Genomic DNA, 24,185 nt, shown 5'->3' on the forward strand with positions numbered 1-24,185 from the left:
ATCGTGGAGTCGGCCATGCAGGATCTTCGCATCGATCATGTCGATGGCGCCTTGTCCGCCCTGGACCAGGCCGACCCGCAGTACAAGGCCGCGCTGTGGCAATGGGCGTGCCTGGAAATGCTGCATGAAACGCTCAGCGCCATGCACCAGCTCTCGCACCGCGCCGGCGTGGCCGAGCTGGTCGCCGACGCCTGGCTGGCCCCGGTCGACGTCATCGCCCCGGAGCAGCCCTTCCTGGAGCGCGCCGCGCTGGCCGATCCGCGCGTGCAGGCCTTCGCATTGGCGCTGAATGCGGCGGCATCGCGGCAGTCGCGCGCCGACTTATGGCGCAGCGGCTATGCCAGCGCGGTGCAGGCCACCTTGCAGGGCATGCAGGCGCTGGCCGGCAAGCACCGGATCGATGCCCGCTTGCCCGCTCACCATGCCACGGCGACGGCGGCGGCCTGACTACGGTGTCGACGACAGCGTTCGTGCGTTGCTGCGCTGACGATCGACCGTGATGACGCTATTGCTCGCACTGGCTGTGTGCTCGCACTGAGTCCTCTTTACCGCAAGCGCGACGCGCATCGCCTACGCGATGATGCGGTTGACCGGACGCGGCCGGCCCTTGTTTTCGCGCGATGACACGCACACCACATCGCGTTCACCACCATGCGACAGCGTGCGCGACAGCCTTGCGCCATGCGTCACGACGACCGCCAGTCTGCGGCCCCTCCTTCCGCGTCCGCGCCACAGCGTCGACGCGCGCGCGATGCCAGCGGCACGTCCGAAGCCGCTGCCTGGTGGCGGCAATTGCGCGCCAGCCGCTGGCTGCGCGTGGTTGCTGCGCTGCTGGCGCTGGCCGCGGCCGCCGTGTTGCTGCTGCAGTGGTACGACCATGGCTGAGGCAGCGCGTCTTTCCAATCCGCACGGAGCGTTCCGCATGGCCCGATCCACCGTGCATGCCAATGTCCGCGCCTGCCAGGTGCGGGAGACCGTGTCCGGGGGCCACGAGGCAGCCACGCATGCCTGGGTGGTCGCCGAAGTGGGGCGGCTGATGCACCTGCCCGTGCACGACGAGCGCTGTGCCGCCGGTGCGGGTGCGTTCTGCGTGCCCGACGACACCCTGACCACCGCGCAGGCCGAGCAGCTCGGCGTGCACGCGGCGGCCGATCTGCTGGGCGGTGTGGTGCCGTACGCCTTCGTCGCCACCAAGGCGATCAGCCATCCGCTGATCGAGAGCGATGCGCAGTCACCTGACGGGTGGCAGCCCGACCTGGGCGCGGCGCTGGCGTCCGCCACGCTGCCGGGCTACGCCGCCTTCAGCGCTGCCGATGCCCGACGCGCGTACGCGCGCTTGTGCGACGGCGGCCCGGTGCGGCTGAAGCTGCCGCATGGCGTCGGTGGGCTCGGGCAGGTGCTGCTCGGCGACGCGCAGGCGCTGGATGCGGCGCTGGCGACACTGCCCGCGCACGCGTTGCGCGAGCATGGGGTGGTGCTGGAACGGCATCTGCAGCAGCCGACCACCTTCAGCGTCGGCGAAACACATTGCGCCGGCGTGACCATCGCCTACTGCGGCACGCAGTCGGTCACCCGCGATGGCAGCGGCCGCGAGGCGTACGGCGGCTCGGAACTGCAGGTGATCCGCGGCACCCTCGACACACTGCTGGAACAGCCGTTGCCGCCGCGCCAGCGCACCGCGGTGCTGAAGGCACGCGACTACGACCGGCTGGTGGCTGCGGCCTATCCGGGCTTCTATGCGTCGCGCCGCAACTACGACGTAATCGAGGGGCTGCTTGCCGATGGCAGCTTCGCCTGCGGCGTCCTCGAGCAGTCCTGGCGCGTCGGCGGCGCCACGCCGGCGGAACTGGCCGCGGTCGCTGCGTTCCAGCAGTCGCCGACTCTGCAACGCGTGGTCGCCGCCGCCGTCGAGCGCTATGGCGCGCATCCTCCGCCGCCGGCCGGGGCGCAGGTGTACTACGTGGGCGAAGAGCCGCGCACCGGCCTGCTGACCAAGTACCGCTACATGCGCAGCGTGACCTGACCATGGAAGCCGAACTGTCCAGCATCGACATCCCGGTCGACGGCGCGGCGCTCAGCGGCACCTTGCTGACCCCGACCAGCCGCCTGCCCGGCGTGCTGTTCGTGCACGGCTGGGGTGGCAACCAGCATCACAACCTGGTGCGCGCGCGCGAAGCGGCCGGCCTGGGTTGCGTGTGCTTGACCTTCGACCTGCGCGGCCACGAAGGCCTGGCGGCGATGCGCGAGACGGTGACGCGCGCGCAGAACCTGAACGACATCAAGGCCGCCTACGATCGCCTGGCGGCGTCGCCGCACGTGGATCCGGACGCGATCGCGGTCGTTGGGCTGAGCTACGGCGGCTACCTGGCCGCGTTGCTCACGCTGGAGCGGCCGGTGGAGTGGCTGGCCCTGCGCTCGCCGGCGCTGTACAAGGACGCGCACTGGGACGGTCCGAAAGTCGCGCTGAACCGCGATCCCGATCTGATGCCCTACCGCAACCGCGTGGTGACGCCGGCGGACAACCGCGCCCTGGCGGCCTGCCAGCGCTATCGCGGCGATGTGCTGCTGGTGGAGGCCGAACGCGACACCATCGTGCCGAGCCAGGTACTGCACAACTACGCGGCAGCGTTCTCCAACGCACGCTCGCTGACCACGCGCATGATCGCCGGCGCCGATCACGCGCTGACCGAGAAGGCGCACCAGGCCGCCTATACGCGCCACCTGATCGACTGGCTGACCGACATGGTGATCGGGCGCCGCGTGGCACTGGCCAGCCGCGTGGTCGAACAGCGCAAGCAGCGCCTCAAGCGCAGCGAGGGCGAGGCGGCGACGGCGCCCGGCAAGGGATCGAACGCGTTCCATGGGCGCCTGGAAGCGAAGGAGCACAGCGCCTCGCCACCCGCTTCGTCGCGTTGAGCCGCATGCGGTGCCGGATGCGTGCAACAGCAACACGCGGCGCACGCCGCGGTGTGCCGTGCGCGCGATGGGCTGCTATCCGGTTGTCGCCGCTGCGCCAGGAGACGGCGCCTCGGGGGCGCCTTCCATCACGACCGAAGACGCAGCGTAGCAGCGGCGTCGGCCGCGACAAGCATTCTCGGTAACGCCCGTCGCGGCTGACGCCGCTCCTGCCCTGGCAACGACGATATGCCCGGCTGCGCTGGGCGCTGTTCAGTGCCGCCGCCCCGAATGCGCCAGGTGCTGCCAGGCATGCCGCACCAGCCAGCGCGCCTCGTCCCACGGCACCGACAGCATCGGCGCGCACTGGTGATAAGCGTCCTGCAGCACGCGGTACAGCTGCGCCTCGTTGGCGCGCGGGTAGGCCAGGTACACGTCATAACCGATCTTCAGCAGTTGCGCGTAGTCGGCGAAGCCCTGGCGGCCGAGACGGCCCTCGGCATGGGCCTGCTGCCAGTACGCCATCTCGGCGTCCAGATCGATGCTGACGCGAGCGTGGGTCGGTTGGTCAAGCGCGGAGACGGTGTGCATCACATCACCCCGGTGTCGACGGAACCCCTGTGGGCTGGATGCTAACCCGGGACTGAACGCCCCCTGTGAGCATTGCGTTCGCTGGGCGTGAAGGCTCGCGGTGATGCGGTGGCGGATCCAAGGTCCTGGGATGGCTTGCTCCCTTCGCGAGTCCAAAGAATTCGTATCGCGGTTGCTGTCACCCCGCCCATGGGCGGGCCGCCATGCTCCCGCCACAGCGCCGCCCGCCATGCTGCACTGCAGCTTGCGCCGAAATAATGATGATCTATAACTATTATCAGTCCTAAGTGATCCGCTCTCTCCCCCCTCCCCATGCAGGCCTATCCATGAGCAGCTACCAAGACCGCTGGCAGACCGTCCAGGTCGAGATCGACGCAGGCATCGCCTGGGTCACCCTGAACCGGCCGGACAAGCGCAACGCGATGAGTCCCACCCTCAATCGCGAAATGATCGACGTGCTGGAGACGCTGGAGCTGGACAGCAGCGCCGAGGTGCTGGTGCTGACCGGCGCCGGCGAATCCTGGTCGGCCGGCATGGATCTGAAGGAATACTTCCGCGAGACCGACGGCAAGGAAGAGATCGTGCAGGAGCGCATGCGCCGCGACTGCTCGCAGTGGCAGTGGCGCCTGCTGCGCTTCTACAGCAAGCCGACCATCGCCGCGGTCAACGGCTGGTGTTTCGGCGGCGCGTTCTCGCCGCTGGTCGCCTGCGACTTGGCCATCGCCGCGGACGAAGCGGTGTTCGGGTTGTCGGAGATCAACTGGGGCATCCCCCCGGGCAACCTGGTCAGCAAGGCCGTCGCCGACACCATGGGCCACCGCAACGCCATGCTCTACATCATGACCGGGCGCACCTTCACCGGCACCGAGGCGGCGCAGATGGGCCTGGTCAACGCCAGCGTGCCGCGCGCGCAGCTGCGTGAGGAAGTGACCAAGCTGGCGCAGGAACTGCAGCAGAAGAACCCGGTGGTGCTGCGCTTCGCCAAGCACGGCTTCAAGCGCTGCCGCGAGCTGACCTGGGAGCAGAACGAGGACTACCTGTACGCCAAGGTCGACCAGTCCAATCACCGCGATCCCGAGAAGGGCCGGCAACAGGGCCTGAAGCAATTCCTGGACGACAAAACCATCAAGCCCGGTCTGCAGACCTACAAGCGCTGACCCGTCGCGTCGCCTGCGGCCCCGCGGGGGCCGCGGCGGCGTTGCCGCACGCCGTGCCGTCTCTCTCCCCCGGATGGTTCCGATGAATGCCGCTGAGTCCGTTGCCACCGCCGCGCGCTACCGTCCTGTCGGACTGAGCCACGCGGATACCGAGGTCCACCGCGATGCCGACGGCGTGCTGCGCCTGCGCGCGCGCGAACCGCTGGCGCCGCTGCCCAGGCACCTGCTGCAGCGCCTGCAGCACTGGGCGCTGCACACCCCCGATGCCACCTTCGTGGCGCAGCGCGACGACGCCGGGCAGTGGCGGCGCCTGAGCTACGCGCAGATGCTCGAGCGCACCCGCCGCATCGCCGCGCATCTGCTGGACATGGGCCTGTCGGCGCAACGGCCGCTGGCGATCCTGTCCGGCAACGACCTGGAGCACCTGCAGCTCGCGTTCGCGGCGATGTACGCCGGCATCCCGTACTGCCCGGTGTCGCCGGGCTATGCGTTGCTGTCGCGCGACTTCGCCAAGCTGCGGCATGTGGCCGAGGTGCTGCGTCCGGGCCTGCTGTTCGCCAGCGACGGCGCCGCGTTCGCCCCGGCGATCGCTGCCGTGTTCCCCACCGATGTACCGGCGGTGTGCGTGCGCGGCACCCTGCGCGATCGCGCCTGCCTGCGCTTCGAGGAACTGCTGGCGCCGCGCGCGCTGGACGCGGCCGATGCCGCCTTCGCCGCCTGCGGCCCGGACAGCATCGCCAAGTTCCTGTTCACCTCCGGCTCCACCCTGCTGCCCAAGGCGGTGATCACCACCCAGCGCATGCTGTGCGCGAACCAGCAAATGCTGCTGCAGACCTTCCCGGTGCTCGGGCAGACGCCGGTGCTGGTCGACTGGCTGCCGTGGAACCACACCTTCGGCGGCAGCCACAACATCGGCATCGCCCTGTACAACGGCGGCAGCTTCTACCTCGACGACGGCAAGCCGACCCCGGCGCTGTTCGAGCAGACCTTGCGCAACCTGCGCGAGATCGCGCCCACCGTGTACCTGAGCGTGCCGCGCGGCTGGGAACAACTGGCGCAGGCGCTGGAACAGGATGCGGCGCTGCGCGAGACGTTCCTGTCGCGCATGCGCATGTTCTTCTTCGCCGCCGCGGCGCTGTCGCAGGAAGTGTGGGACCGCCTGGAACGCATCGCCGAGGCGCACTGCGGCGAGCGCATCCGCATGCTCGCCGGCCTGGGCATGACCGAGTGCGCGCCGTCGTGCACCTTCACCCACGGCACCAGCAACACGCCTGGCGACGTCGGCGTGCCGGCGCCGGGCTGCGAGGTCAAGCTGGTGCCGGTCGGCGACAAGCTGGAAGCGCGCTTCCGCGGGCCGCACGTGATGCCGGGCTATTGGAACGCGCCGCAGCAGACCGCCGAGGCCTTCGACGAGGAAGGCTTCTACCGCTCCGGCGACGCGCTCAAGCCGATCGATCCGCAGCATCCCGAGCGCGGCCTGTTGTTCGACGGCCGCCTGGCCGAGGACTTCAAGCTGTCTTCCGGCGTGTTCGTCAGCGTCGGCCCGTTGCGCACGCGGGTGCTGATGGAAGGTGCCGCGTACGTGCAGGACGTGGTGGTCACCGGTGCCGACCGCGACGCCATCGGCCTGCTGCTGTTCCCGCGGCTGGACGTGCTGCAGGCGCTGTCCGGGCTGCCGGCGCAGGCCGAGACGGCGCAGGTGCTGCAGGCGCCGCCGGTGCGCGCCTGGCTGCAGCGGCTGCTCGACACGCTCAACCGCAGCGCCACCGGCAGCGCCAGCCATGTCGCGCGCGCGGCGTGGCTGGAGCTGCCGCCGAACCTGGAGGCGGGCGAAATCACCGACAAGGGGTCGATCAACCAGCGCAACGTGCTGCGCGCGCGGGCGGCGCTGGTCGAACAGCTCTACGCCGGCACCGCACCGGGCGCGGTGGCGGCGCCGCCGTCATGACCGCACCACTCGGCCGCGCCACCGCATAGCCGGATCGCGCTTCTTCGCACCACTGGCTTCGAGACTTGGGAGGGAATCGATGACTGTGCCTCTTGCGCGCGCGCGGCGTGCGCACCGTACCGTGTGCCTGGCAATGCTGTGCAGCGTCGGCTGCGCCCAGGCCGATGCCGAACCCAACGGCCCGCAGGGCAAGCTGCTGGCCGATCAGGAAGACTATTCGGCGCTGGCCGAGCGCTCGCGCCAGGGCTGGGAGAAGTGGAAGTACCTCCCGCTCGGCGACGGTTGGCTCAGCCTCGGCGGCGAGAGCCGCACGCTGTACGACTACCGCGAGCACGCCGGCTTCGGCCGCTTCGCCACCGATCCGCATGGCTATGCGCAGCAGCGCCTGCGCTTGTGGGCCGACTACCGGCCGTCGGCGTATGTGCGTCTGTTCGGCGAACTCGCCGACAGCCGCGTGGCTGGCCTGCAGACACGGCCCGTGCAGGCCACCGACCGCAACCCGCTGGACCTGGCGCAGGGGTTCGTCGAACTGTCCGACGGGCAGAAGGCGCCGGCCTGGCGCCTGCGCGCCGGCCGCCAGCAGATCGCCTACGCTTGGCAGCGCCTGCTCGATCCGCGCGACCCGGCCAATTCGCGCATGCCGTTCGACGCGGTACGGCTGCTGACCCGGCAGCCGCGCTGGAGCGGCGGCCTGCTGTGGGGGCGCCCGGTGCTGACCCGTACCGGCAGCTTCGACGACCGCAGCAACCGCGACCAGCGTCTGTGGGGCGCGCACGCCGAAGTGCCGCTGTCGCCCAGCCAGCCGAAGGCGGCGCTGCTGGAGACGCTGTACCTGGACACCGTGCAGGACGGGCGTCGCTATGGCGGCGTGGTCGGCGAGGAGCATCGGCACACCTTGTCCACGCGCCTGAGCGGCGCCGTGCAGGGCTGGGACTACGACCTGGAACTGATCGGCCAGCGCGGCCGGTTCGCCGGCCAGCGCGTGCGCGCCTGGCAGGGCACGCTGTTCGGCGGCTACACCTTCGCCACGACGACGTGGACGCCACGCCTGGGCTGGCGCATGGAGGCATCCTCCGGTGACCGCGATCCGCGCGATGGCGAACTGAACACCTTCAATGGCCTGTACGCGCGCGCCTCGGTGTTCGACGGCAGCATGATCAGCAGCAACGTGCGCGCCATCGGCCCGGAACTGGTGCTGCGCCCCAGCGAGCGGCTGTGGATCGACATGTACGTGCTCAAGCTGCAGCGGCAGAGCCTGCACGACGGCGTGTACGCGGCCGGCTGGCGCGTGCTGCAGCCGGGCGACGCCAACGATGCGCGCGACATCGGCACGCGCTCGGTGGTGTGGGTGAAGTACCGCTTCAACGCCTTCGCCAGCCTGGACGTGTACGCCCACTACACCCAGGCCGGGCCGTTCCTGCGCGAGGGACCGGTGCGCGGCCGCGACTACTTCTACATCGCCCCCTTCCTGACCCTGCGCTTCTGAGCCGGAGCCTTTCCATGCGCGATCCGCTGCCATCGTCTGCGCCGTACCGCCCGCTGTATGCGTGGTACGTCACCATCGTGCTGTTGCTGGCCTACACGCTGTCCTTCGTCGACCGGCAGATCCTCGGATTGCTGGTGCAGCCGATCAAGCGCGACCTGCAGCTGTCCGACTCGGCCTTCAGCCTGGTCCACGGCTTCGCCTTCGCGGTGTTCTACACGCTGATCGGGGTGATGCTGGGCCGCGTCGCCGACCGCCGCAACCGCCGCAACCTGATCGTGCTCGGCGTGGTGGTATGGATCGCGGCGACCGCGGCCGGCGCCTACGTCACCAGCTTCTTCACCCTGTTCCTGGCGCGGGTGTTCGTCGGTGTCGGCGAGGCCTCGCTGTCGCCGGCGGCGTACTCGATGCTGGCCGACTACTTCCCGCCGGAAAAACGCGCGCGGGCGATGAGCGTGTACACCTCCGGCGTCTACATCGGCTCGGCGGCGGCGTTCATCGTCGGCGGCCTGGTGATCGCGGCCACCAGCAAGGAGAGCACGGTGCTGCTGCCGCTGCTGGGCAGCTTCCGGCCCTGGCAGGCGGCCTTCATCCTGGTTGCGCTGCCCGGGCTGGCGGTGATCGCGCTGATGGCCACGGTGCGCGAGCCGGCGCGGCGCGAGCAGGCCGCCGCGGTGCCGAGCGTGCGCCCGGACCTGAGCCACCTGCGCGACAACGCGCGGGTGTACGTGGCGCTGTTCCTGGCCAACGGCGTGATCGCGATGATCACCTTCGGCATCACCGCCTGGTTGCCAGCCACCTTCATCCGCCGCTGGCAGTGGACCCCGGGCGAGATCGGCCCGGCCTACGGCATCATCATCCTCACCTTCGGCATCGCCGGCATGCTGTTCAGCGGCTTCCTCGCCGACCGCATGGCGGCGCGCGGCAGCCGCGACGCGGCACTGAAGATCTCGCTGGTCGGCGCCGTGCTGCTGGTGATCAGCAGTGCGCTGTTCGCGGTGGCACCAGGGCCGTGGCCGGCGCTGGCGGCGATCGCGCTGACCACGTTCGTGCTGGGCATGCCGGTGGCGCTGGCACCGGCGATCCTGCAGGCGGTCACCCCCAATCGCCTGCGCGGCCAGGTCACCTCGATCTACCTGCTGTTGGTCAACCTGATCGGGCTGGGCCTGGGGCCGTACCTGGTGGCGCTGGGCACCGACCACGTACTCGCCGACGAGCGCCAGGTCGGGCTGTCGCTGGGCGTGGTGTGCATGGGGGCGGCGCTGCTCGGCGCGCTGTGCCTGTGGACCGCCGCCGCGCCGTACCGGGCGCTGCTGCGGCGCGTGGACGCGGCGTTGTGACCATGCGCGGCCATGCCCCTACAATGCAATGGCGACGGCACCGCCGGCCGGCGCCGACGGATGCGTGCGCAGCCGCCGTGACCTGGCCGCAGGACGCCCCATGCAGGAAGCGCAGTGAGTTCGAAACCGAGTCCCGAGATGTCCAACAGCGCGTTGCCCGCCGATCCGCACACGGCGGACAGCGTGGACCAGCGACGCCTGACCAGCCTGATCGGCTACCGCATCACCCGCACCGAACTGCAGGTGCGGCGGCTGTTCCAGGACTGCGTGCGCGCCTTCGAACTGAAGCCGGTGGAGTATTCGCTGCTGGTGCTGGTGGACGCCAATCCCGGCATCAACCAACGGCAACTGGGCGAAGTGCTGAGCGTGTCGCCGCCGAACCTGGCGATCGTGGTCGCGCGCCTGGTCAAGCGCAAGCTGCTGCGGCAGGTCCGCGGGCGCCAGGATCGGCGCATGCAGCACCTGCATCTGACCACCGCCGGCACGGCGCTGCTGGCGCAGGCCGAAGCCGAAGTGGTGCGCATGGAGCAGCAACTCGGCACCGCGCTCGGCGCGACCTCGGCACGCGCGCTGCTGCAGGCGCTGGACCGGCTGGACGCGCTCGACCGCCTGTAGCGGCCCCCTGCGTCGCGGCTGGTTCTTGCCGCCCGCCCTTCTTTCTCGCTGATTCCCGACCCGCCGCCAGCGTCCCGCTGACGGCGTGCGTCGCCGCGTGGTCGCGCCCTGCGCGCGATGCGTGTTCGCGTTCCTGTCCCCCCGCACCCCGCCGTTCCCCTTTCGCTTGGAGTGCCTGCCCGTGAAGCGTGTCCGCTACCGTGTCTCCTCGTCGCCGCGTGCCCGTGCGCGCCTGTCTCTGCTCGCCGTGCTGGCCATCGCCTGGGTCGCCCCGGCGGCCGCGCAATCGGTGCCGCAGAGCGCCACCTTGCCGACCGGCATCAATACCGGCGGCACCAGCTTCTTCGACGGTTTCAGCAAGCCCAACCCGGGCTGGACCGCGATCCAGTACCTGCGCCGCTACGACTTCGACGCGATCAAGGACGCGCACGGCGACGACGTGCCGGTGTTCCGCGATCCGCACATCGGCTCCTCGGTGTGGGTGACCCAGGTGGCCTACCTCAGCGACTACAAGCTGTTCGGCGGCTCCCTCGGCATCACCGCACTGGCGGCGCTGGTCGATCTGGATACGTCGTTCGCGTACGACAGCCCGGTGGCGCTGCGCGACAACGGCGCCGGCCTGGGCGACCTGACCATCGGCCCCTACCTGCAGATGGCACCGGTGATCCGCAATGGCCGCCCGGTGTTCTCGCAACGCTTCGAACTGGATGTGCTGGCGCCGATCGGCAAGTTCGACCGCAACCGCGACGTCAACCAGGGCGCGGGTTACTGGTCGGTGCTGCCGAGCTGGGCCTTCAGCATCCTGCCGACGCCGCGCTGGGAAATCAGCGGACGGCTTAACTACATTTACAACTTCCGCGCCGACAAGGCCTCCAACGTGCCGCAGGGCGACGGTTTCGTGTTCCGCAACGGCCAGGCCGGCGACGCCGCCTGGCTCAACTTCGCCAGCTCGCTGGAAGTGGTCAAGGACCTGCACCTGGGCATCAACGGCTACTACCTCAAGCAGTTGCGCGACAACCGCACCAATGGCGAACGCGTCGCCGACAGCAAGCAGACCCAGTTCTACCTGGGCCCCGGCCTGTCGTGGCGGATCGACCAGAAGAACATCTTCAACGCCAATTTCTACATGCCGGTGGAGGTCAAGAACGCGCCCTCCGGCCACAACGTCAACCTGCAATACATCCACGTCTTCTGACCAACTCCGCAACGGACACGCGCTGCCATGAACCTGCTCAACAAGACAATCCTCGTTACCGGCGTAGCCTCCGGCATCGGCGCCGAGGTCGCGCGCCTGGCGCGCTTCCACGGCGCCACCGTGATCGGCATCGACCGCCAGCCGGTCAACATGACCCTGCACGGCTTCCACCAGGCCGATCTGGGCGACCCGGCCTCGATCGACGCGCTGGTGGCGCAGCTGCCCGAGCGCATCGATGCGCTGGCCAACATCGCCGGCGTGCCCGGCACCGCGCCGGTGGACGTGGTGGCGAAGGTCAACTACCTGGGCCTGCGCCACCTCAGCCAGGCGTTGCTGCCGCGCATCGTGCCCGGCGGCAGCATCATCAACATCGCCTCCATCCTCGGCGCCGAGTGGCCGCAGCGGCTGGACCTGCACAAGCAGCTGGCCGCCGCCGACAGCTACGCCGCCGGCAGCGACTGGCTGGCGGCGCATCCGGTGCCGCAGGCGACCTGCTACCAGTACTTCAAGGAAGCGCTGATCGTGTGGACGCTGCTGCGCTCGCGCGACTGGTTCGCAGCGCATTCGGTGCGGGTCAACAGCGTCGCGCCCGGTCCGGTGTTCACGCCGATCCTGGGCGATTTCGTCACCATGCTCGGGCCCGAGCGGGTCCAGGCCGATGCCGGCAAGATGAAGCGCCCGGCCTATGCCGACGAGGTCGCCGAAGCGGTGGTGTTCCTCGCCTCCGATGCGGCGCGCTGGATCAACGGCGTCAACCTGCCGGTGGATGGCGGCCTGGCCGCCACCGCCCTCTGAACCACTCTTTCTTCCTCTTTCCACGAGAGCACACAGCATGCACAGCACCGAACCCCTGGCCGCCGCATCCACCTGGAGCGAGCGCATCTTCAACGGCGAGTGGGTCGCTGCCCAGGGCGGCGTCCTCGAGGTGATCGAACCGGGCAGCGGCACGCCGCTGCACCGCGTCGGCCAGGCCAATGCCGCCGACGTGGCCGCGGCGGTGGCGCAGGCGCGCGAGGCGCAACGCGCCTGGGCGGCCACGCCGCCGCGCGAGCGCGCGGCCGTGTTCCATCGCGCCGCGCAGGTACTGCAGCAGCATGCGGCGGCGGCCGCGGCGCTGATCGCCCGCGAGACCGGCGGCATCCTGCCCAAGGGCGAGCACGAGGTGCGCGAGGCGATCGTGCTGCTGCAGCAGGCCGCGGCGATGCCGCTGCAGGCGCAGGGCCAGGTGCTGCCGACCGCGCCGGGCCGGCTGAGCCTGGCGCGACGCCTGCCGCTGGGCGTGGTCGGGGTGATCTCGCCGTTCAACTTCCCGCTGGTGCTGTCGTTGCGTTCGGTGGCGCCGGCGCTGGCGGTGGGCAACGCGGTGGTGCTCAAGCCGGATCCGCGTACGCCGTACGCCGGCGGCTTCGTCATCGCCGAGGTGCTGCAGCAGGCGGGCCTGCCGAAGGGCCTGCTGCACGTGCTGCCAGGCGGCGCGGATGCCGGCCAGGCGCTGGTCGAAGCGCCGGGCGTGCCGATGATCGCGTTCACCGGGTCCACCGCCGCCGGCCGCCGCATCGGCGAACTGGCCGGCAAGCACCTGAAGAAGACCGCGCTGGAACTGGGCGGCAAGAACTCGTTGATCGTGCTCGAGGATGCCGACCTGGACAAGGCGGTGTCGGCGATCGCCTTCGGCGCGTACTTCCACCAGGGCCAGATCTGCATGGCCACCGGCCGCGTGCTGGTCCAGCGCAGCATCGCGACGGAGCTGACCCGGCGCCTGGCCGAAAAGGCACGGCACCTGCCGGTCGGCGACCCGGCCACCGCACACGTGGCGCTCGGCCCGATCATCGACCAGCGCCAGCTGCAGCACGTCAAGGACGTGGTCGATGCCTCGGTGGCGGCGGGCGCCGTGATCGAGGCCGGCGGCACCCACGACGGCCTGTTCTATGCGGCCACGGTGCTGTCGAACGTGCAGCCGGGCATGCCGGCGTTCGAGGAGGAAGTGTTCGGCCCGGTCGCCAACGTGATCGCGTTCGACAGCGACGACGAGGCGGTGGCGCTGGCCAACCAGACCGAGTACGGCCTGTCCGCCGGCATCCTGTCGGCGTCGGTCGGCCGCGCGATGGCGCTGGGCGAACGCCTGCACACCGGCCTGCTGCACATCAACGACCAGACCGTGGCCGACGAAGTCACCAACCCGTTCGGCGGCACCGGCGCCTCGGGCAACGGCACCAGCATGGGCGGCCCGGCCGACTGGGGCCAGTACACGCACTGGCAGTGGGTGACGATCCAGGACAGCGCGCCGCAGTATCCGTTCTGAGGACAAGTCGCCGGGCGTCGATGTGGCGCCCGGTTGTGCTCGTGGATGCATTGATTGCGGGAGAGATGATTGTTCCGTTGCGTGCGTGTTGAGCTACGCGCGGCCAATAGGGCCCTGGCACCGGCACCGGCGCCGACACTGCATTGTGGGAGGGACTTCAGTCCCGACGCTTCTGCGGTGACTCGCCATTTCAGCCGCGACGAACGAAGCGGGACTGGTCGATCATCGATCACGCGTCGGGACTGAAGTCCCTCCCACAGTAAAGCGACCGCACCGCGATCTCCGTACTGGCTGCGGGTCGTGTCACCCCTGCGCGCGCTGCCGGAACTGGATCGGCGAACACCCCGCATGCCGGCGGAAGCAGCGGCTGAAATACGCCGCATCGGCATAGCCCAGGACTTCCGCGAGCTGCTGCACGGTCAAGGTGGTGTAGACCAGGCTGCGCCGCGCCTCGAGCATGATCCGGCGTTGCAACAGTTCCAGCGCCGAGGCACCGGCCAGGCGCCGGCACAGCGCGTTGAGATGGCTGCGGCTCAGCCCGAGCCGGTCGGCATAGCGGGCCAGCGGCCAATGTTCCCGGTAATGCGCGTCGATCAGCGCGCTATAGGCGCGCACGTGGCGCGCGCCGCGGTCGGCATCGTGCGGATCGCGATGGGCATTCGCCAGCGCGCCGCGCGCCGCCCACAGCAAGGCCTGCGTGACCAGCGCCTGCAGCATCGGCTCGCGGCCGGGGCGGTGCTGCGTGTGTTCGGCGGCGATGGCGGCGAAGCAGGCGTCCAGCATCGCTTGCTGATCGCCAGCGGGCAGGCACAGCGGCCGCGCCAGCGCTTCGTCCAGATTCGGCCATTGCGCCGCCAGGCGCTGCCGCAGCGGCGCCGACACGGTCACGACATGCCCGCGCACGTTGCGCTGGAAACGGAAGCCGTGCACGCACAGCGGCGGCAACAGCAGCAGGCATGGCCCGCGCAGGCGCTGCTGCGTTCCGTCCAAGTGCAGGCCGGCGCTGCCGCGTTGCAGATACAGCAGTTGCAGCAGATCGCCGTGGCGGTGCGGGCGGATATGCCAGTCGTGCAGGCGGCTGCGCGCGGCGATGGATTCCCAGTGCAACAGGTCCGATGTCCCTCTGTCGCCGGTCTCGCCGTACAGGCGAAAGGCCGGGACCGTGGCGGGCGACGCGACAGCGGCGGAGGCATTGCGGGGCATCGGCGAAAAGTACCGGAATCGGTCGCGATGATCCATGTCCTCGGCACGCCGCAACCGGAACACTGTGGGTCTTCCCATCCTGCGGAGGACGTATGCGTACCCAGGTCGCCATCGTCGGCGCCGGCCCGGCCGGGCTGCTGCTCGGGCAGTTGCTGCACGGCCACGGCATCGACACCGTCATCGTCGAGCGGCAGACGCCCGAGCATGTGTTGTCGCGAATCCGTGCCGGCGTGCTGGAGCAGGGCACCGCCGACCTGCTGTGCGCCGCCGGTGCGGGCGCGCGCATGCAGCGCGAAGGCATCGTCCACCACGGCTTCGAACTGGCGCTGGAGCAGCGCCGCGAACGCATCGAACTGAGTGCGGCGACCGGTGGCCGTGCGGTCACCGTCTACGGCCAGACCGAAGTGACCCGCGACCTGATGGACGCACGCTGCGCTGCCGGCGCCGCCACCCTCTATTCCGTCGAGGATGTGCAGTTGCACGACATCGCCGGGCTGCAGCCGTGGCTGAGCTTCGTGCAGGATGGCGTCACGCAGCGCCTGGATTGCGACTACGTGGTCGGCTGCGACGGCTTCCACGGGGTCAGCCGCCGCGCGATTCCGGCCGAGGTGCTGCGTGTGTACGAGCGGATCTATCCGTTCGGCTGGCTGGGCGTGCTGGCCGACACCCCGCCGGTGGCCGACGAACTGATCTATGCGCGCAATGCGCGTGGTTTCGCGCTGTGCAGCATGCGTTCTCCCACCCGCACCCGCTACTACGTGCAGGTGCCGGCGGACGAGCGGGTGGAGGACTGGTCGGACGATCGCTTCTGGGACGAACTGCGTCGGCGCCTGCCCGACGACGTGGCGCAGGCGCTGGTCACCGGTCCGTCGCTGGAGAAAAGCATCGCGCCGCTGCGCAGCTATGTCGCCGAGCCGATGCAGTACGGCAGCCTGTTCCTGGCCGGCGATGCCGCGCACATCGTGCCGCCGACCGGCGCCAAGGGGCTGAACCTGGCGGCCGGCGATGTCGGCCTGCTCGCGCACCTGTTCGCGCAGGCGCAGCAGGAGCGCAGCGACGCGCCGCTGCAGCGCTACTCGGAACTGGCCTTGCAGCGCGTGTGGAAGGCCGAGCGCTTTTCCTGGTGGATGACCACGATGCTGCATCGCTTCCCGGACGAGGACGCGTTCAGCCGGCGCCTGCACGATGCGGAACTGGACTACCTGCTCGGCAGTGCCGCAGGACGCGCGACCGTTGCCGAGAACTACGCGGGATTGCCGTTGGCGGTTTAGGGCTGGGATTGGTGAGTCGGGATTGGGGATTCGCAAATCCGCGTCCTAGGTCTCCTGCGCACGTCGATCGTGTCCTTCTCCGCGTTCTTCCAATCCCGAATTCCGAATCCCCACCCTCGACATGAGAGTCGTCGATCATTGTGATCGATGACGGGGATCAAGCGCGCCGATGGATGACGGTGCAGAGCGCCAACACATCGCGGCGCCATGCACTGCACGCGAACCTTTAGGTGCGTGTTACTGCGCCATTTCTGAGGTCGAGGTAACTGTGGCGATTCTCCCAGACCAGGAAAAAAGCCAGTAAATCCGCGTGCTTTTCGCGATTTCCTGCCTCGCGCAGGCACGTCGCGTTGCTACGCTGCAGCCGCGTCGGTGCCGACGTTGCCGCGCATCGCGGTAGCGCAGCGGCACTGCGCATTCCCCCTGTTCCCCCATCGGAGAGTCTTCCATGAAGATCCGTTTTCAGGCCTGTCTGCTGGCGCTGCTGCTTGCGCTCCCGGTCGCGTCCGCGTTCGCGCAGACCGCGGTCACCGCCAATCCCAACCACGCGCAGTTGCTGCACGGCGAGGACTGGCGTACCAGCGCCAACAAGCGCCTGGTCTACGACTTCTGGCGCATCGTGTTCGAAGCCGGGCACACCGAATATGCGCCGATGTACATGGCCAAGGACTACATTCAGCACAACCCGAACGTGGCCAATGGCCGCGATGCGTTCCTGGCGTTCCTGACCTCCTTCGTCAAGCCGACGCCGATCCAGCCGCGGGTGCAGTTGCCGCTGGTGGCGATCCTGGCCGAGGGCGACTACGTGACCCTGGTGTCGGTGCGCACGCTGCCCGATCCCAAGGACGCCAGCAAGACCTACACCACCACCTGGTTCGACATGTTCCGTATCCAGAACGGCAAGATCCAGGAGCACTGGGACGCGGCGACCAAGTGAGGTCGCGTCGCGTTCGTTGATCGCTGGCAGGCGCCGTCCACCCGCGTGGACGGCGCCTGCGTGCTGCGAGGGGAATGCGCGCAGGCGTCAGAACGCGTCGGCGCGGTAGCCGGTGTCGATGCTGACGCTGCCGCCGAGCGCGCGCGAGACGCAGGCGCACAGCTTGCGGTTGCTGTGGCGCTGCTCGTCGCTGAGGAACACGTCGCGGTGGTCCAGCGGCGCGGCGGCCTCCAGCACCTCGACCACGCACAGGCCGCATTCGCCGCGGCGGCAGTCGGCCATGACTTCCACACCGGCCGCGCTCAGCGCATCCAGCAACGACTCGTTCTCGGCGACCTGCACGGTCTTGCCCAGCGCCGGCACCTGCACCACGAACGGCTGCGCCGGTGCGTTGCCGCTGTTGCCGAAGGTCTCGAAATGCAGGCGCGCACGCGCGCGGCCGTCGTCGCGCCAGCGCTGCCGCAGTTCGTCCAGCAGCGGCAGCGGGCCGCAGGCGTAGACGTCGGCATTGCGCGGCCATTGCGCGAGGTGCGCCGCCAGCTCGAGCTGACCCAGATGCTCCGGGCAGAACAGCTGCAGGCGCTCGCCCAGCAGCTCCTGCAAATGCTCCAGGTAGGCCATGCTGGCACGGCTGCGGCCGGCGTAGAGCACCTGGAACGGGATGCGCCCGCGCGCCAGCCGTTGCGCCATACCCAGGATCGGGGTGATGCCGATGCCGCCGGCGACCAGCACGATGTGCTCGGCGGTCTCGTCCAGCGCGAAGTGGTTGTTGGGAGAGGAAATCTCCAGTTGGTCGCCTGGCGCCAACGTCCACATCGCCCGCGACCCGCCGCGGCTGCCCGGCACCGCGCGCACCGCGATGCGGTAGTGGCCGTCTGCGGCGGGCTCGCCGACCAGCGAGTAGGAGCGCTCGTGCCAGGCCTCGCCGATGCGCACGCGCACGTCGAGGTGGCTGCCCACGGTGAACGGGCGGCTGGCGCGGCCGGGATCGAGCACGATCTCGCGCACGTCCTGGCACGGCGTGGCGACGGCGACGACGCGGGCGGTGGTCCACTGGGTGTCTTTGCGCATGGCGGGGTCCGGCAGGCGGGAAGGGGAGACGGGCGTCTGTGCGCCGCGATCAGGCGGGTGGGCGGCGCCGCAGCAGACGGCTGCCGGGGATCTGGCCCAGCGCGTTCTGGTCGTGCAGGGCGTGGTGAGCGTTGCGCTGCGCAAGCCGCGCGTGTTCGCGCATCAGCGCTTCGGCGCGCGCGCCCTCGCGGCGCACGATCGCGTCCAGCACCTGACGGTGCTGGTCCTGCGCGATCGACAGCACGGTGGCGGCCTGGCCGCGTTCGAGCACGAAGCTGCTCGGCGAGGCGAACGGCAACTGCGCGACGCGCGCGAACTCGCGTGAGAGCAGCGCACTGCCGGCCATCTCGAACAACAGGGCATGCCATTGCGCGTTGCAATCGACATAGCGGGCGAAGGCCTCCTCGCTCAGCGGTCGCGCCGCCAGGACGGCGTCGATCTGCGCCAGCAATGCCTGCGCCCGCGCCAGCAAGGCCGGCTCGGCACCGCGCTCGGCCGCGCGGCGCGCGGCCAGCCCTTCCAGGGTGCCGCGCAGTTCGATGGCGTCGTCCACATCGGCCTCGTCGAACGCCTGCACCGCGTAGCCGCCGCCACGCAGCGGCTGCACCAGGCCTTCCTCGGCCAGTCGCTGCAGGGCGGCGCGCACCGGCGTGCGCGAGACGCCCAGGCGCTCCACCAGAGCGACCTCGGACAGGCGTTCGCCGGCGGGCAGGGCGCCGGCCAGGATCAGCTCGCGCACTTCCAGCAGGGCGCGGGTGGTCTGCGCGGCACTGGAGCGGAACGGATGCGCGGCGGACATGGCGGTGGCTCCGGGATCCTGGCGGCGGTTCATCCGACCATGCGCAGCTGCAGGTCCTGGTTGCGCTGCTCGGCGGCGACCATGCGCTCGATCAACCGCCGCGCCCACATGCCGCCGGCATCGACGTTGAGGTTGTAGAACACGTGGTCCGGATGCGCGTCGATGGCGCGCTGCTGCGCTTCCAGGATCAGCTCGTCCTCGCCGAACACACCGCTGACGCCGTCGCGCAGGCGCGTGGTGATCGACTGCTCGTGCAACGAATGGTTGCGCGCGAATGCCCAGAAGTAATGGCAGGTGCGATAGGTTTCCGGGGTGATGGTGTTGAGCACGTAGCCGTTGACCCCGCGCGAGCGGTCGCCCTGCGGCGCGCCGCTGCCGGCCACCGCCACGCCCACATCGATGGCGATGGTGCAGGGCGCCTCGAAGCGGATGATCTGCCAGCGGTCGACCTTGCCGCGGTAGCCGTGCGCATGTTCGATCTGCCAGGCCCAGAACGGCGGCGGGTCGATGTCCAGCATCCAGCGCGAGACCACCGTGCTACGTTCGCCGTGGACCACATCGAACGGCGCCTCGGCGACCTCGTCCTGGCCGATGCTGGAGCCGTGCACGAAGGTCTCGTGGGTCAGGTCCATCAGGTTGTCCAGCACCAACCGGTAGTCGCACTTGACGTGGATGGTGCGGCCGTCGCCGGCCCAGGCCGGGTCGTCGTTCCAGTGCAGGTCCGGCACCAGCGCGGGGTCGGCCAGCGCCGCGTCGCCCGGCCACACCCAGACGTAGCGGTGCCGCTCCACGGTGGGGAAGCGGCGCACGCAGGCGGAAGGGTTGATCGTGTCCTGCGAGGGCATGTGCACGCAGCGCCCGTTCGCGTCGTAGACCAGGCCGTGGTAGCCGCAGACCACGTCGTCGCCGCGCAGCCGGCCCATCGACAGCGGCACCAGCCGATGCCAGCAGGCGTCCTCGAGCGCGGCGACGCGGCCGCTGCTGGTGCGGTACAGCACGATGTCCAAGTTGCACACCTTGCGCGGCAGCAGCGCGTGCTTGACCTCGTGATCCCAGGCGATGGCGTACCAGGCATTGAGCGGAAATGCCGGAGTGGACGACTGCATGGCGGCGACCTCGATTGTGTATACAACAGGCTGGGGAAGATCCTTGCGTGTTGCGGGCGGAGGGCGAGCTAGCGCTGCCTTCACGCCATCGCCCGAGATGCGGCGATGGCCGAATGTATACAACAGGGATGGGTCGGCGTGCCGTTGCCGCATCGTTAAATTGTTCGTTTATCGAACTACTCATCCGATAATCGGATTGACCGCCCGCCGGAGCGGGCCTAACGTGGCCTCCCGAAGCGACCTGGAGGAGGATGTCGTGGTAGACCTTGTAATGCGCTTGCGCCGACGCGCGCTGCGCCCGCGGCCGGCGACGGTGGAGCGGCGCCGATGATCGACAAGACCCTGGCTTCGTGCGCCGACGCAGTGGCCGACATCCACGATGGCGCCACGGTGATGATCGGCGGCTTCGGTACTGCGGGCATGCCCGATGCGCTGATCGATGCGTTGATCGCGCAGGGCGCGCGCGAGCTGACCATCGTCAACAACAACGCCGGCAACGGCGAGACCGGGCTGGCCGCGCTGATCAAGCACAAGCGCGTGCGCAAGATCGTGTGCTCGTTCCCGCGGCAGAGCGACTCGCAGCACTTCGACGCGGCCTACCGCGCCGGCGAGCTGGAACTGGAGCTGGTGCCGCAGGGCAACCTGGCCGCGCGCATCCATGCCGCCGGCAACGGCCTGGGCGCGATCTTCACCCCGACCGGCTACGGCACCGAGCTGGCCGCCGGCAAGGAGACCCGCGAGATCGACGGCCGCCACTACGTGCTGGAGTATCCGATCCGCGCCGATTTCGCGCTGATCAAGGCGCACCACGGCGACCGCTGGGGCAACCTGGTGTACCGCAAGACCGCACGCAACTTCGGCCCGCTGATGGCGATGGCCGCGACCTGCGCGATCGTGCAGGTGGAGAAAGTGGTGGAACTCGGTGCGCTGGATCCGGAAGCGGTGGTGACGCCGGGCATCTTCGTGCAACGGGTGGTGGCGGTGGCCACCGCACAGGAGGGCGCATGCACGCATTGAACGGGCGCGGCATCGACCGCAACGCGCTGGCCGCACGGGTGGCGCGCGACATCCCCGAGGGCGCCTACGTCAACCTGGGCATCGGCCTGCCGACCGCGGTGGCCAACTTCCTGCCGGCGGACAAGGAGATCTTCCTGCACAGCGAGAACGGCCTGCTCGGCATGGGGCCGGCGCCGCCGCCGGGGCAGGAGGACCTGGACCTGATCAACGCCGGCAAGCAGCCGGTGACGCTGCTGACCGGCGGCTGCTATTTCCACCACGCCGACTCGTTCGCGATGATGCGCAGCGGGCGCCTGGACGTGTGCGTGCTCGGCGCGTTCCAGGTGTCGGTGCACGGCGACCTGGCCAACTGGAGCACCGGCGCGGCCGATGCGATCCCGGCGGTCGGCGGCGCCATGGATCTGGCGATCGGCGCCAAGCAGGTCTACGTGATGATGGAACTGCTGACCAAGCGCGGCGAACCCAAGCTGGTCAACGCGTGCAGCTATCCGTTGACCGGGCTGCGCTGCGTGTCGCGGGTGTACACCGACCTGGGCGTATTCGCGCTCGGGCCGGACGGCGCGCGCGTGCTCGAACTGGTCGAGGGCGTGAGCCTGGACGACCTGCGCCAGGCCACCGGGCTGGCGCTGACCCTGGCCGATTCCACGGAGGCGGCATGAACGAAGCCTACATCATCGACGGCATTCGCACGCCGATCGGCCGCTACGGCGGCGCCCTGGCCGGGGTGCGTGCGGACGACCTCGGTGCGGTGCCGCTGCAGGCGCTGCTGGCGCGGCAGCCGCAGCTGGATCCGGCGCAACTCGACGACGTCTACCTGGGCTGCGCCAACCAGGCCGGCGAGGACAACCGCAACGTCGCGCGCATGAGCCTGCTGCTGGCGGGCCTGCCGTTCGGCGTGCCGGGCAGCACGGTCAACCGCCTGTGCGGTTCCGGCCTGGATGCCATCGGCACCGTCGCGCGCGGCATCCGCGCCGGCGAGCTGGGCCTGGCCATCGCCGGCGGCGTCGAGTCGATGTCGCGCGCGCCGTGGGTGATGGGTAAGGCCGACAGCGCCTTCGCCCGCAACCAGCAGCTCGAAGACACCACCATGGGTTGGCGCTTCGTCAATCCGAAGCTGCAGCAACTGTATGGCGTGGAGCTGATGGGCGAGACCGCGGAGAACGTAGCCGCACGCTACGGCATCTCGCGCGAGGACCAGGACGCCTTCGCCCTGCGCAGCCAGCAGCGCACCGCCGCCGCGCAGGCCGCCGGTTTCTTCGACGGCGAGATCGTGCCGGTGACCGCGCCGGGCAGGAAGCGTGGCGAGACCGTCGAGGTCAGAGTCGACGAGCATCCGCGCGCCGATACCACGCCCGAGGCGCTGGCCAGGCTCAAGCCGATCTTCCGCCAGCCGGGTACCGTCACCGCCGGCAACGCCTCGGGCATCAACGACGGCGCCGCCGCGCTGCTGCTGGCCAGCGCCGCGCAGGTGCAGGCGCTGGGCCTGACCCCGCGCGCGCGCGTGCTGGGCTTCGCCAGCGCCGGCGTGGAGCCGGCCTACATGGGCATCGGCCCGGTGCCGGCCACGCGCAAGCTGCTGGCGCGGCTGGGGCTGTCCATCGGCGACTTCGATGCGATCGAACTCAACGAGGCGTTTGCCGCGCAGGGCCTGGCCTGCCTGCGCGAACTCGGCGTCGCCGACGATGCCGCGCACGTCAACTCCAACGGCGGCGCGATCGCACTCGGTCATCCGCTGGGCATGAGCGGTGCGCGCCTCGCCCTGACCCTGCTGCGCCAGCTCGAGGCCAGCGGTGGCCGCCGCGGTCTGGCGACCATGTGCATCGGCGTCGGCCAGGGCGTGGCGCTGGCGATCGAGCGGCTGTAGCCGCTCGCTCCATCGACGCTGCGCCGCATACGCCTGCATCATTCTTCCAGCCAACCGGCTCCACGCGGAGCCAGCGAGACCGCACGATGCGCGACGACACCCCCATCGATCCCCTGCTCGGCTATCGCCGCCCGTACCCCGGGACGCAGCCGGCCTACCTGCACCCGCCCTACGCCTCCACCGGCGCACGCGGACCGACCCGCGATCCGATCGCGATCCCGCTGACCCTGTCCGAAGCGACCGGCCCGACCCTGGACCGCACCACCCTGGGCGAACACGCCGCCGATCTCACCGCCGGCTTTCCCGGCGCGCCGCTGGGCGAGCGCATCATCGTCAGCGGGCGCCTGCTCGACGAGAACGGCAAGCCGGTGCGCAACAGCGTGGTCGAGGTGTGGCAGTGCAACGCCGCCGGCCGCTACCTGCACGCCGGCGACCAGCACGACGCGCCGCTGGATCCCAACTTCACCGGCACCGGCCAAGTGCTGACCGACGACCACGGCCGCTACCGCTTCACCACCATCAAGCCCGGCGCCTATCCGTGGCGCAACCACTACAACGCCTGGCGCCCGGCGCACATCCACTTCTCGCTGCACGGCGACGGCATCGGCCAGCGCCTGGTCACGCAGATGTATTTCCCCGGCGATCCGCTGCTGGCGTTCGACCCGATCTTCAACTGCGTGGAGCACCCGAAGGCGCGCGAGCGCATGGTCTCCGCGTTCGACTGGGAGACCACCGCCAACGAGTTCGCGCTGGGCTACCGTTTCGACATCGTCCTGCGCGGACGCAAGCAGACCCCTTGGGAGTGAGGCGATGAGTTTCCAGGCAACCCCTTCGCAGACGGTCGGCCCCTACTACCGGATCGGGCTGGAACCGCTTTACCGCACCGAGATCGCGCCGGCGCAGGCGCAGGGTACACACGTGGAGATCGTGGGCAGCGTGTTCGATGGCCACGGCGTGCCGGTCGGCGATGCGTTGCTGGAGATCTGGCAGGCCGATGCCGCCGGCATCTACGACCATGCCGCCGATCCGCGCCGCGGCGACCACGATCCGGCCTTCCACGGCTGGGGCCGGGTGCCGACCGACGCGCAGGGCCGCTTCGCCTTCCGTACGGTCAAGCCCGGGCGCGTCGCCGGGCCCAAGGGCCTGCAGGCGCCGCACCTGGTGGTGCTGGTGTTCATGCGTGGCCTTCTGCGCGCCGCACCGACCCGGCTGTACTTCGGCGACGACGATCTGGACGGCGACGCGATCCTGGCGCAGGTGCCGGCCGAGCGCCGCGCCACCTTGGTCGCGCAACCGCAGGCGCCCAACCGCTACCAGTGGGACGTGCGCATGCAGGGCGAGCACGAGACCGTGTTCTTCCGCTACTGAGCGCAGCGACATCCCGCACAGGC

Annotated in this window: 24 protein-coding genes; 19 read left to right on the forward strand and 5 right to left on the reverse strand. The window is 69.9% G+C overall.

Annotated features, from left to right (window positions below):
* Positions 1–15: 15 nt before the first annotated feature.
* From CEK65_RS16205 to CEK65_RS16220, 4 genes are all read left to right on the forward strand, one after another.
* The gene (locus CEK65_RS16205) at positions 16–447 is read left to right on the forward strand and encodes a hypothetical protein (protein WP_152182345.1); all 432 of its coding nucleotides are present in this window, start codon (positions 16–18) and stop codon (positions 445–447) included.
* A 234-nt stretch (positions 448–681) separates the two neighbouring features.
* Positions 682–885: a hypothetical protein gene (locus CEK65_RS16210; RefSeq protein ID WP_152182346.1), complete on the forward strand. Its 204-nt coding sequence runs from the start codon at positions 682–684 to the stop codon at positions 883–885.
* A gap of 37 nt (positions 886–922) precedes the next feature.
* Positions 923–2,023, forward strand: a complete 1,101-nt coding sequence (locus tag CEK65_RS16215) for a DUF3182 family protein (protein ID WP_152182347.1) — start codon at positions 923–925, stop codon at positions 2,021–2,023.
* Between the two features lie 2 nt (positions 2,024–2,025).
* The gene (locus CEK65_RS16220; protein WP_152182348.1) at positions 2,026–2,916 is read left to right on the forward strand and encodes an alpha/beta fold hydrolase; all 891 of its coding nucleotides are present in this window, start codon (positions 2,026–2,028) and stop codon (positions 2,914–2,916) included.
* A 252-nt stretch (positions 2,917–3,168) separates the two neighbouring features.
* Here CEK65_RS16220 and CEK65_RS16225 read toward each other — a convergent pair whose 3' ends face one another.
* On the reverse strand, positions 3,169–3,486 hold the full coding sequence (locus CEK65_RS16225) for a hypothetical protein (RefSeq protein WP_152182349.1): 318 nt from the start codon (positions 3,484–3,486) through the stop codon (positions 3,169–3,171).
* Between the two features lie 326 nt (positions 3,487–3,812).
* On the opposite strand from CEK65_RS16225, the gene CEK65_RS16230 reads away from it, so the two are divergent.
* From CEK65_RS16230 to CEK65_RS16265, 8 genes are all read left to right on the forward strand, one after another.
* Positions 3,813–4,643, forward strand: coding sequence for a p-hydroxycinnamoyl CoA hydratase/lyase (locus CEK65_RS16230; RefSeq protein ID WP_017908079.1), 831 nt, complete (start codon positions 3,813–3,815; stop codon positions 4,641–4,643).
* Between the two features lie 82 nt (positions 4,644–4,725).
* A complete protein-coding gene (locus CEK65_RS16235; RefSeq protein ID WP_152182350.1) occupies positions 4,726–6,591 on the forward strand; it encodes a feruloyl-CoA synthase in 1,866 nt (621 codons plus the stop codon).
* Between the two features lie 79 nt (positions 6,592–6,670).
* On the forward strand, positions 6,671–8,077 hold the full coding sequence (locus tag CEK65_RS16240; protein ID WP_226980610.1) for an alginate export family protein: 1,407 nt from the start codon (positions 6,671–6,673) through the stop codon (positions 8,075–8,077).
* A 14-nt stretch (positions 8,078–8,091) separates the two neighbouring features.
* Positions 8,092–9,414, forward strand: a complete 1,323-nt coding sequence (locus tag CEK65_RS16245) for an MFS transporter (RefSeq protein ID WP_152182351.1) — start codon at positions 8,092–8,094, stop codon at positions 9,412–9,414.
* Between the two features lie 138 nt (positions 9,415–9,552).
* Complete coding sequence (locus tag CEK65_RS16250) at positions 9,553–10,029, forward strand: MarR family transcriptional regulator (RefSeq protein ID WP_148828161.1); 477 nt, start codon at positions 9,553–9,555, stop codon at positions 10,027–10,029.
* Positions 10,030–10,261: 232 nt separating this feature from the next.
* A complete protein-coding gene (locus CEK65_RS16255) occupies positions 10,262–11,224 on the forward strand; it encodes a transporter (RefSeq protein WP_152182384.1) in 963 nt (320 codons plus the stop codon).
* A 27-nt stretch (positions 11,225–11,251) separates the two neighbouring features.
* On the forward strand, positions 11,252–12,019 hold the full coding sequence (locus CEK65_RS16260) for a coniferyl-alcohol dehydrogenase (RefSeq protein ID WP_152182352.1): 768 nt from the start codon (positions 11,252–11,254) through the stop codon (positions 12,017–12,019).
* Between the two features lie 37 nt (positions 12,020–12,056).
* Positions 12,057–13,526 (forward strand): benzaldehyde dehydrogenase, encoded by a 1,470-nt coding sequence (locus tag CEK65_RS16265; RefSeq protein WP_152182353.1) that lies wholly within the window; start codon positions 12,057–12,059, stop codon positions 13,524–13,526.
* Positions 13,527–13,829: 303 nt separating this feature from the next.
* Here the strand turns inward: CEK65_RS16265 and CEK65_RS16270 are convergent, their stop codons facing one another.
* Complete coding sequence (locus CEK65_RS16270; RefSeq protein WP_152182354.1) at positions 13,830–14,729, reverse strand: helix-turn-helix domain-containing protein; 900 nt, start codon at positions 14,727–14,729, stop codon at positions 13,830–13,832.
* Between the two features lie 92 nt (positions 14,730–14,821).
* On the opposite strand from CEK65_RS16270, the gene pobA reads away from it, so the two are divergent.
* Together pobA and CEK65_RS16280 are read left to right on the forward strand one after the other, a co-directional pair.
* Positions 14,822–16,000, forward strand: a complete 1,179-nt coding sequence (gene pobA, locus CEK65_RS16275; protein WP_152182355.1) for a 4-hydroxybenzoate 3-monooxygenase — start codon at positions 14,822–14,824, stop codon at positions 15,998–16,000.
* 448 nt (positions 16,001–16,448) lie between these two features.
* The gene (locus CEK65_RS16280; RefSeq protein ID WP_017908140.1) at positions 16,449–16,937 is read left to right on the forward strand and encodes a nuclear transport factor 2 family protein; all 489 of its coding nucleotides are present in this window, start codon (positions 16,449–16,451) and stop codon (positions 16,935–16,937) included.
* 87 nt (positions 16,938–17,024) lie between these two features.
* Here CEK65_RS16280 and CEK65_RS16285 read toward each other — a convergent pair whose 3' ends face one another.
* From CEK65_RS16285 to CEK65_RS16295, 3 genes are read right to left on the reverse strand one after another with little or no spacing between them, the layout of a single operon-like run.
* A complete protein-coding gene (locus tag CEK65_RS16285) occupies positions 17,025–18,008 on the reverse strand; it encodes a PDR/VanB family oxidoreductase (protein ID WP_152182356.1) in 984 nt (327 codons plus the stop codon).
* Positions 18,009–18,057: 49 nt separating this feature from the next.
* A complete protein-coding gene (locus CEK65_RS16290) occupies positions 18,058–18,807 on the reverse strand; it encodes a GntR family transcriptional regulator (protein ID WP_043090427.1) in 750 nt (249 codons plus the stop codon).
* Between the two features lie 29 nt (positions 18,808–18,836).
* Positions 18,837–19,913, reverse strand: coding sequence for an aromatic ring-hydroxylating dioxygenase subunit alpha (locus CEK65_RS16295; protein WP_152182357.1), 1,077 nt, complete (start codon positions 19,911–19,913; stop codon positions 18,837–18,839).
* Positions 19,914–20,240: 327 nt separating this feature from the next.
* On the opposite strand from CEK65_RS16295, the gene CEK65_RS16300 reads away from it, so the two are divergent.
* The 5 genes from CEK65_RS16300 (at position 20,241) to pcaG (ending at position 24,162) form a co-directional block, all read left to right on the forward strand.
* On the forward strand, positions 20,241–20,930 hold the full coding sequence (locus tag CEK65_RS16300) for a 3-oxoacid CoA-transferase subunit A (RefSeq protein WP_017911717.1): 690 nt from the start codon (positions 20,241–20,243) through the stop codon (positions 20,928–20,930).
* Positions 20,918–21,589 carry a 3-oxoacid CoA-transferase subunit B gene (locus CEK65_RS16305; RefSeq protein WP_017908145.1) on the forward strand — a complete coding sequence of 224 codons (672 nt, stop codon included), beginning with the start codon at positions 20,918–20,920 and terminating at the stop codon, positions 21,587–21,589. Before CEK65_RS16300 ends, CEK65_RS16305 begins: the two co-directional genes overlap by 13 nt.
* Positions 21,586–22,794: a 3-oxoadipyl-CoA thiolase gene (gene pcaF, locus CEK65_RS16310; RefSeq protein WP_152182358.1), complete on the forward strand. Its 1,209-nt coding sequence runs from the start codon at positions 21,586–21,588 to the stop codon at positions 22,792–22,794. The genes CEK65_RS16305 and pcaF overlap by 4 nt, the downstream gene beginning before the upstream one ends.
* A gap of 86 nt (positions 22,795–22,880) precedes the next feature.
* Positions 22,881–23,600, forward strand: a complete 720-nt coding sequence (pcaH, locus tag CEK65_RS16315) for a protocatechuate 3,4-dioxygenase subunit beta (RefSeq protein ID WP_152182359.1) — start codon at positions 22,881–22,883, stop codon at positions 23,598–23,600.
* A 4-nt stretch (positions 23,601–23,604) separates the two neighbouring features.
* Positions 23,605–24,162 (forward strand): protocatechuate 3,4-dioxygenase subunit alpha, encoded by a 558-nt coding sequence (gene pcaG, locus CEK65_RS16320; RefSeq protein ID WP_152182360.1) that lies wholly within the window; start codon positions 23,605–23,607, stop codon positions 24,160–24,162.
* The last annotated feature ends 23 nt before the right edge of the window (positions 24,163–24,185 follow it).

Origin of the sequence: Xanthomonas sp. LMG 12459 (assembly GCF_009192905.1) — a bacterium.
Classification (GTDB): domain Bacteria; phylum Pseudomonadota; class Gammaproteobacteria; order Xanthomonadales; family Xanthomonadaceae; genus Xanthomonas_A; species Xanthomonas_A sontii.

Bases quoted from the DNA above. Each gene is read 5' to 3' on its own strand.
- CEK65_RS16205 (WP_152182345.1), top strand. From the start codon at position 16: ATGCAGGATCTTCGCATCGATCATGTCGATGGCGCCTTGTCCGCCCTG.
- CEK65_RS16210 (WP_152182346.1), top strand. From the start codon at position 682: ATGCGTCACGACGACCGCCAGTCTGCGGCCCCTCCTTCCGCGTCCGCG.
- CEK65_RS16215 (WP_152182347.1), top strand. From the start codon at position 923: ATGGCCCGATCCACCGTGCATGCCAATGTCCGCGCCTGCCAGGTGCGG.
- CEK65_RS16220 (WP_152182348.1), top strand. From the start codon at position 2,026: ATGGAAGCCGAACTGTCCAGCATCGACATCCCGGTCGACGGCGCGGCG.
- CEK65_RS16225 (WP_152182349.1), bottom strand. From the start codon at position 3,486: ATGCACACCGTCTCCGCGCTTGACCAACCGACCCACGCTCGCGTCAGC.
- CEK65_RS16230 (WP_017908079.1), top strand. From the start codon at position 3,813: ATGAGCAGCTACCAAGACCGCTGGCAGACCGTCCAGGTCGAGATCGAC.
- CEK65_RS16235 (WP_152182350.1), top strand. From the start codon at position 4,726: ATGAATGCCGCTGAGTCCGTTGCCACCGCCGCGCGCTACCGTCCTGTC.
- CEK65_RS16240 (WP_226980610.1), top strand. From the start codon at position 6,671: ATGACTGTGCCTCTTGCGCGCGCGCGGCGTGCGCACCGTACCGTGTGC.
- CEK65_RS16245 (WP_152182351.1), top strand. From the start codon at position 8,092: ATGCGCGATCCGCTGCCATCGTCTGCGCCGTACCGCCCGCTGTATGCG.
- CEK65_RS16250 (WP_148828161.1), top strand. From the start codon at position 9,553: ATGTCCAACAGCGCGTTGCCCGCCGATCCGCACACGGCGGACAGCGTG.
- CEK65_RS16260 (WP_152182352.1), top strand. From the start codon at position 11,252: ATGAACCTGCTCAACAAGACAATCCTCGTTACCGGCGTAGCCTCCGGC.
- CEK65_RS16265 (WP_152182353.1), top strand. From the start codon at position 12,057: ATGCACAGCACCGAACCCCTGGCCGCCGCATCCACCTGGAGCGAGCGC.
- CEK65_RS16270 (WP_152182354.1), bottom strand. From the start codon at position 14,729: ATGCCCCGCAATGCCTCCGCCGCTGTCGCGTCGCCCGCCACGGTCCCG.
- pobA (WP_152182355.1), top strand. From the start codon at position 14,822: ATGCGTACCCAGGTCGCCATCGTCGGCGCCGGCCCGGCCGGGCTGCTG.
- CEK65_RS16280 (WP_017908140.1), top strand. From the start codon at position 16,449: ATGAAGATCCGTTTTCAGGCCTGTCTGCTGGCGCTGCTGCTTGCGCTC.
- CEK65_RS16285 (WP_152182356.1), bottom strand. From the start codon at position 18,008: ATGCGCAAAGACACCCAGTGGACCACCGCCCGCGTCGTCGCCGTCGCC.
- CEK65_RS16290 (WP_043090427.1), bottom strand. From the start codon at position 18,807: ATGTCCGCCGCGCATCCGTTCCGCTCCAGTGCCGCGCAGACCACCCGC.
- CEK65_RS16295 (WP_152182357.1), bottom strand. From the start codon at position 19,913: ATGCAGTCGTCCACTCCGGCATTTCCGCTCAATGCCTGGTACGCCATC.
- CEK65_RS16300 (WP_017911717.1), top strand. From the start codon at position 20,241: ATGATCGACAAGACCCTGGCTTCGTGCGCCGACGCAGTGGCCGACATC.
- CEK65_RS16305 (WP_017908145.1), top strand. From the start codon at position 20,918: ATGCACGCATTGAACGGGCGCGGCATCGACCGCAACGCGCTGGCCGCA.
- pcaF (WP_152182358.1), top strand. From the start codon at position 21,586: ATGAACGAAGCCTACATCATCGACGGCATTCGCACGCCGATCGGCCGC.
- pcaH (WP_152182359.1), top strand. From the start codon at position 22,881: ATGCGCGACGACACCCCCATCGATCCCCTGCTCGGCTATCGCCGCCCG.
- pcaG (WP_152182360.1), top strand. From the start codon at position 23,605: ATGAGTTTCCAGGCAACCCCTTCGCAGACGGTCGGCCCCTACTACCGG.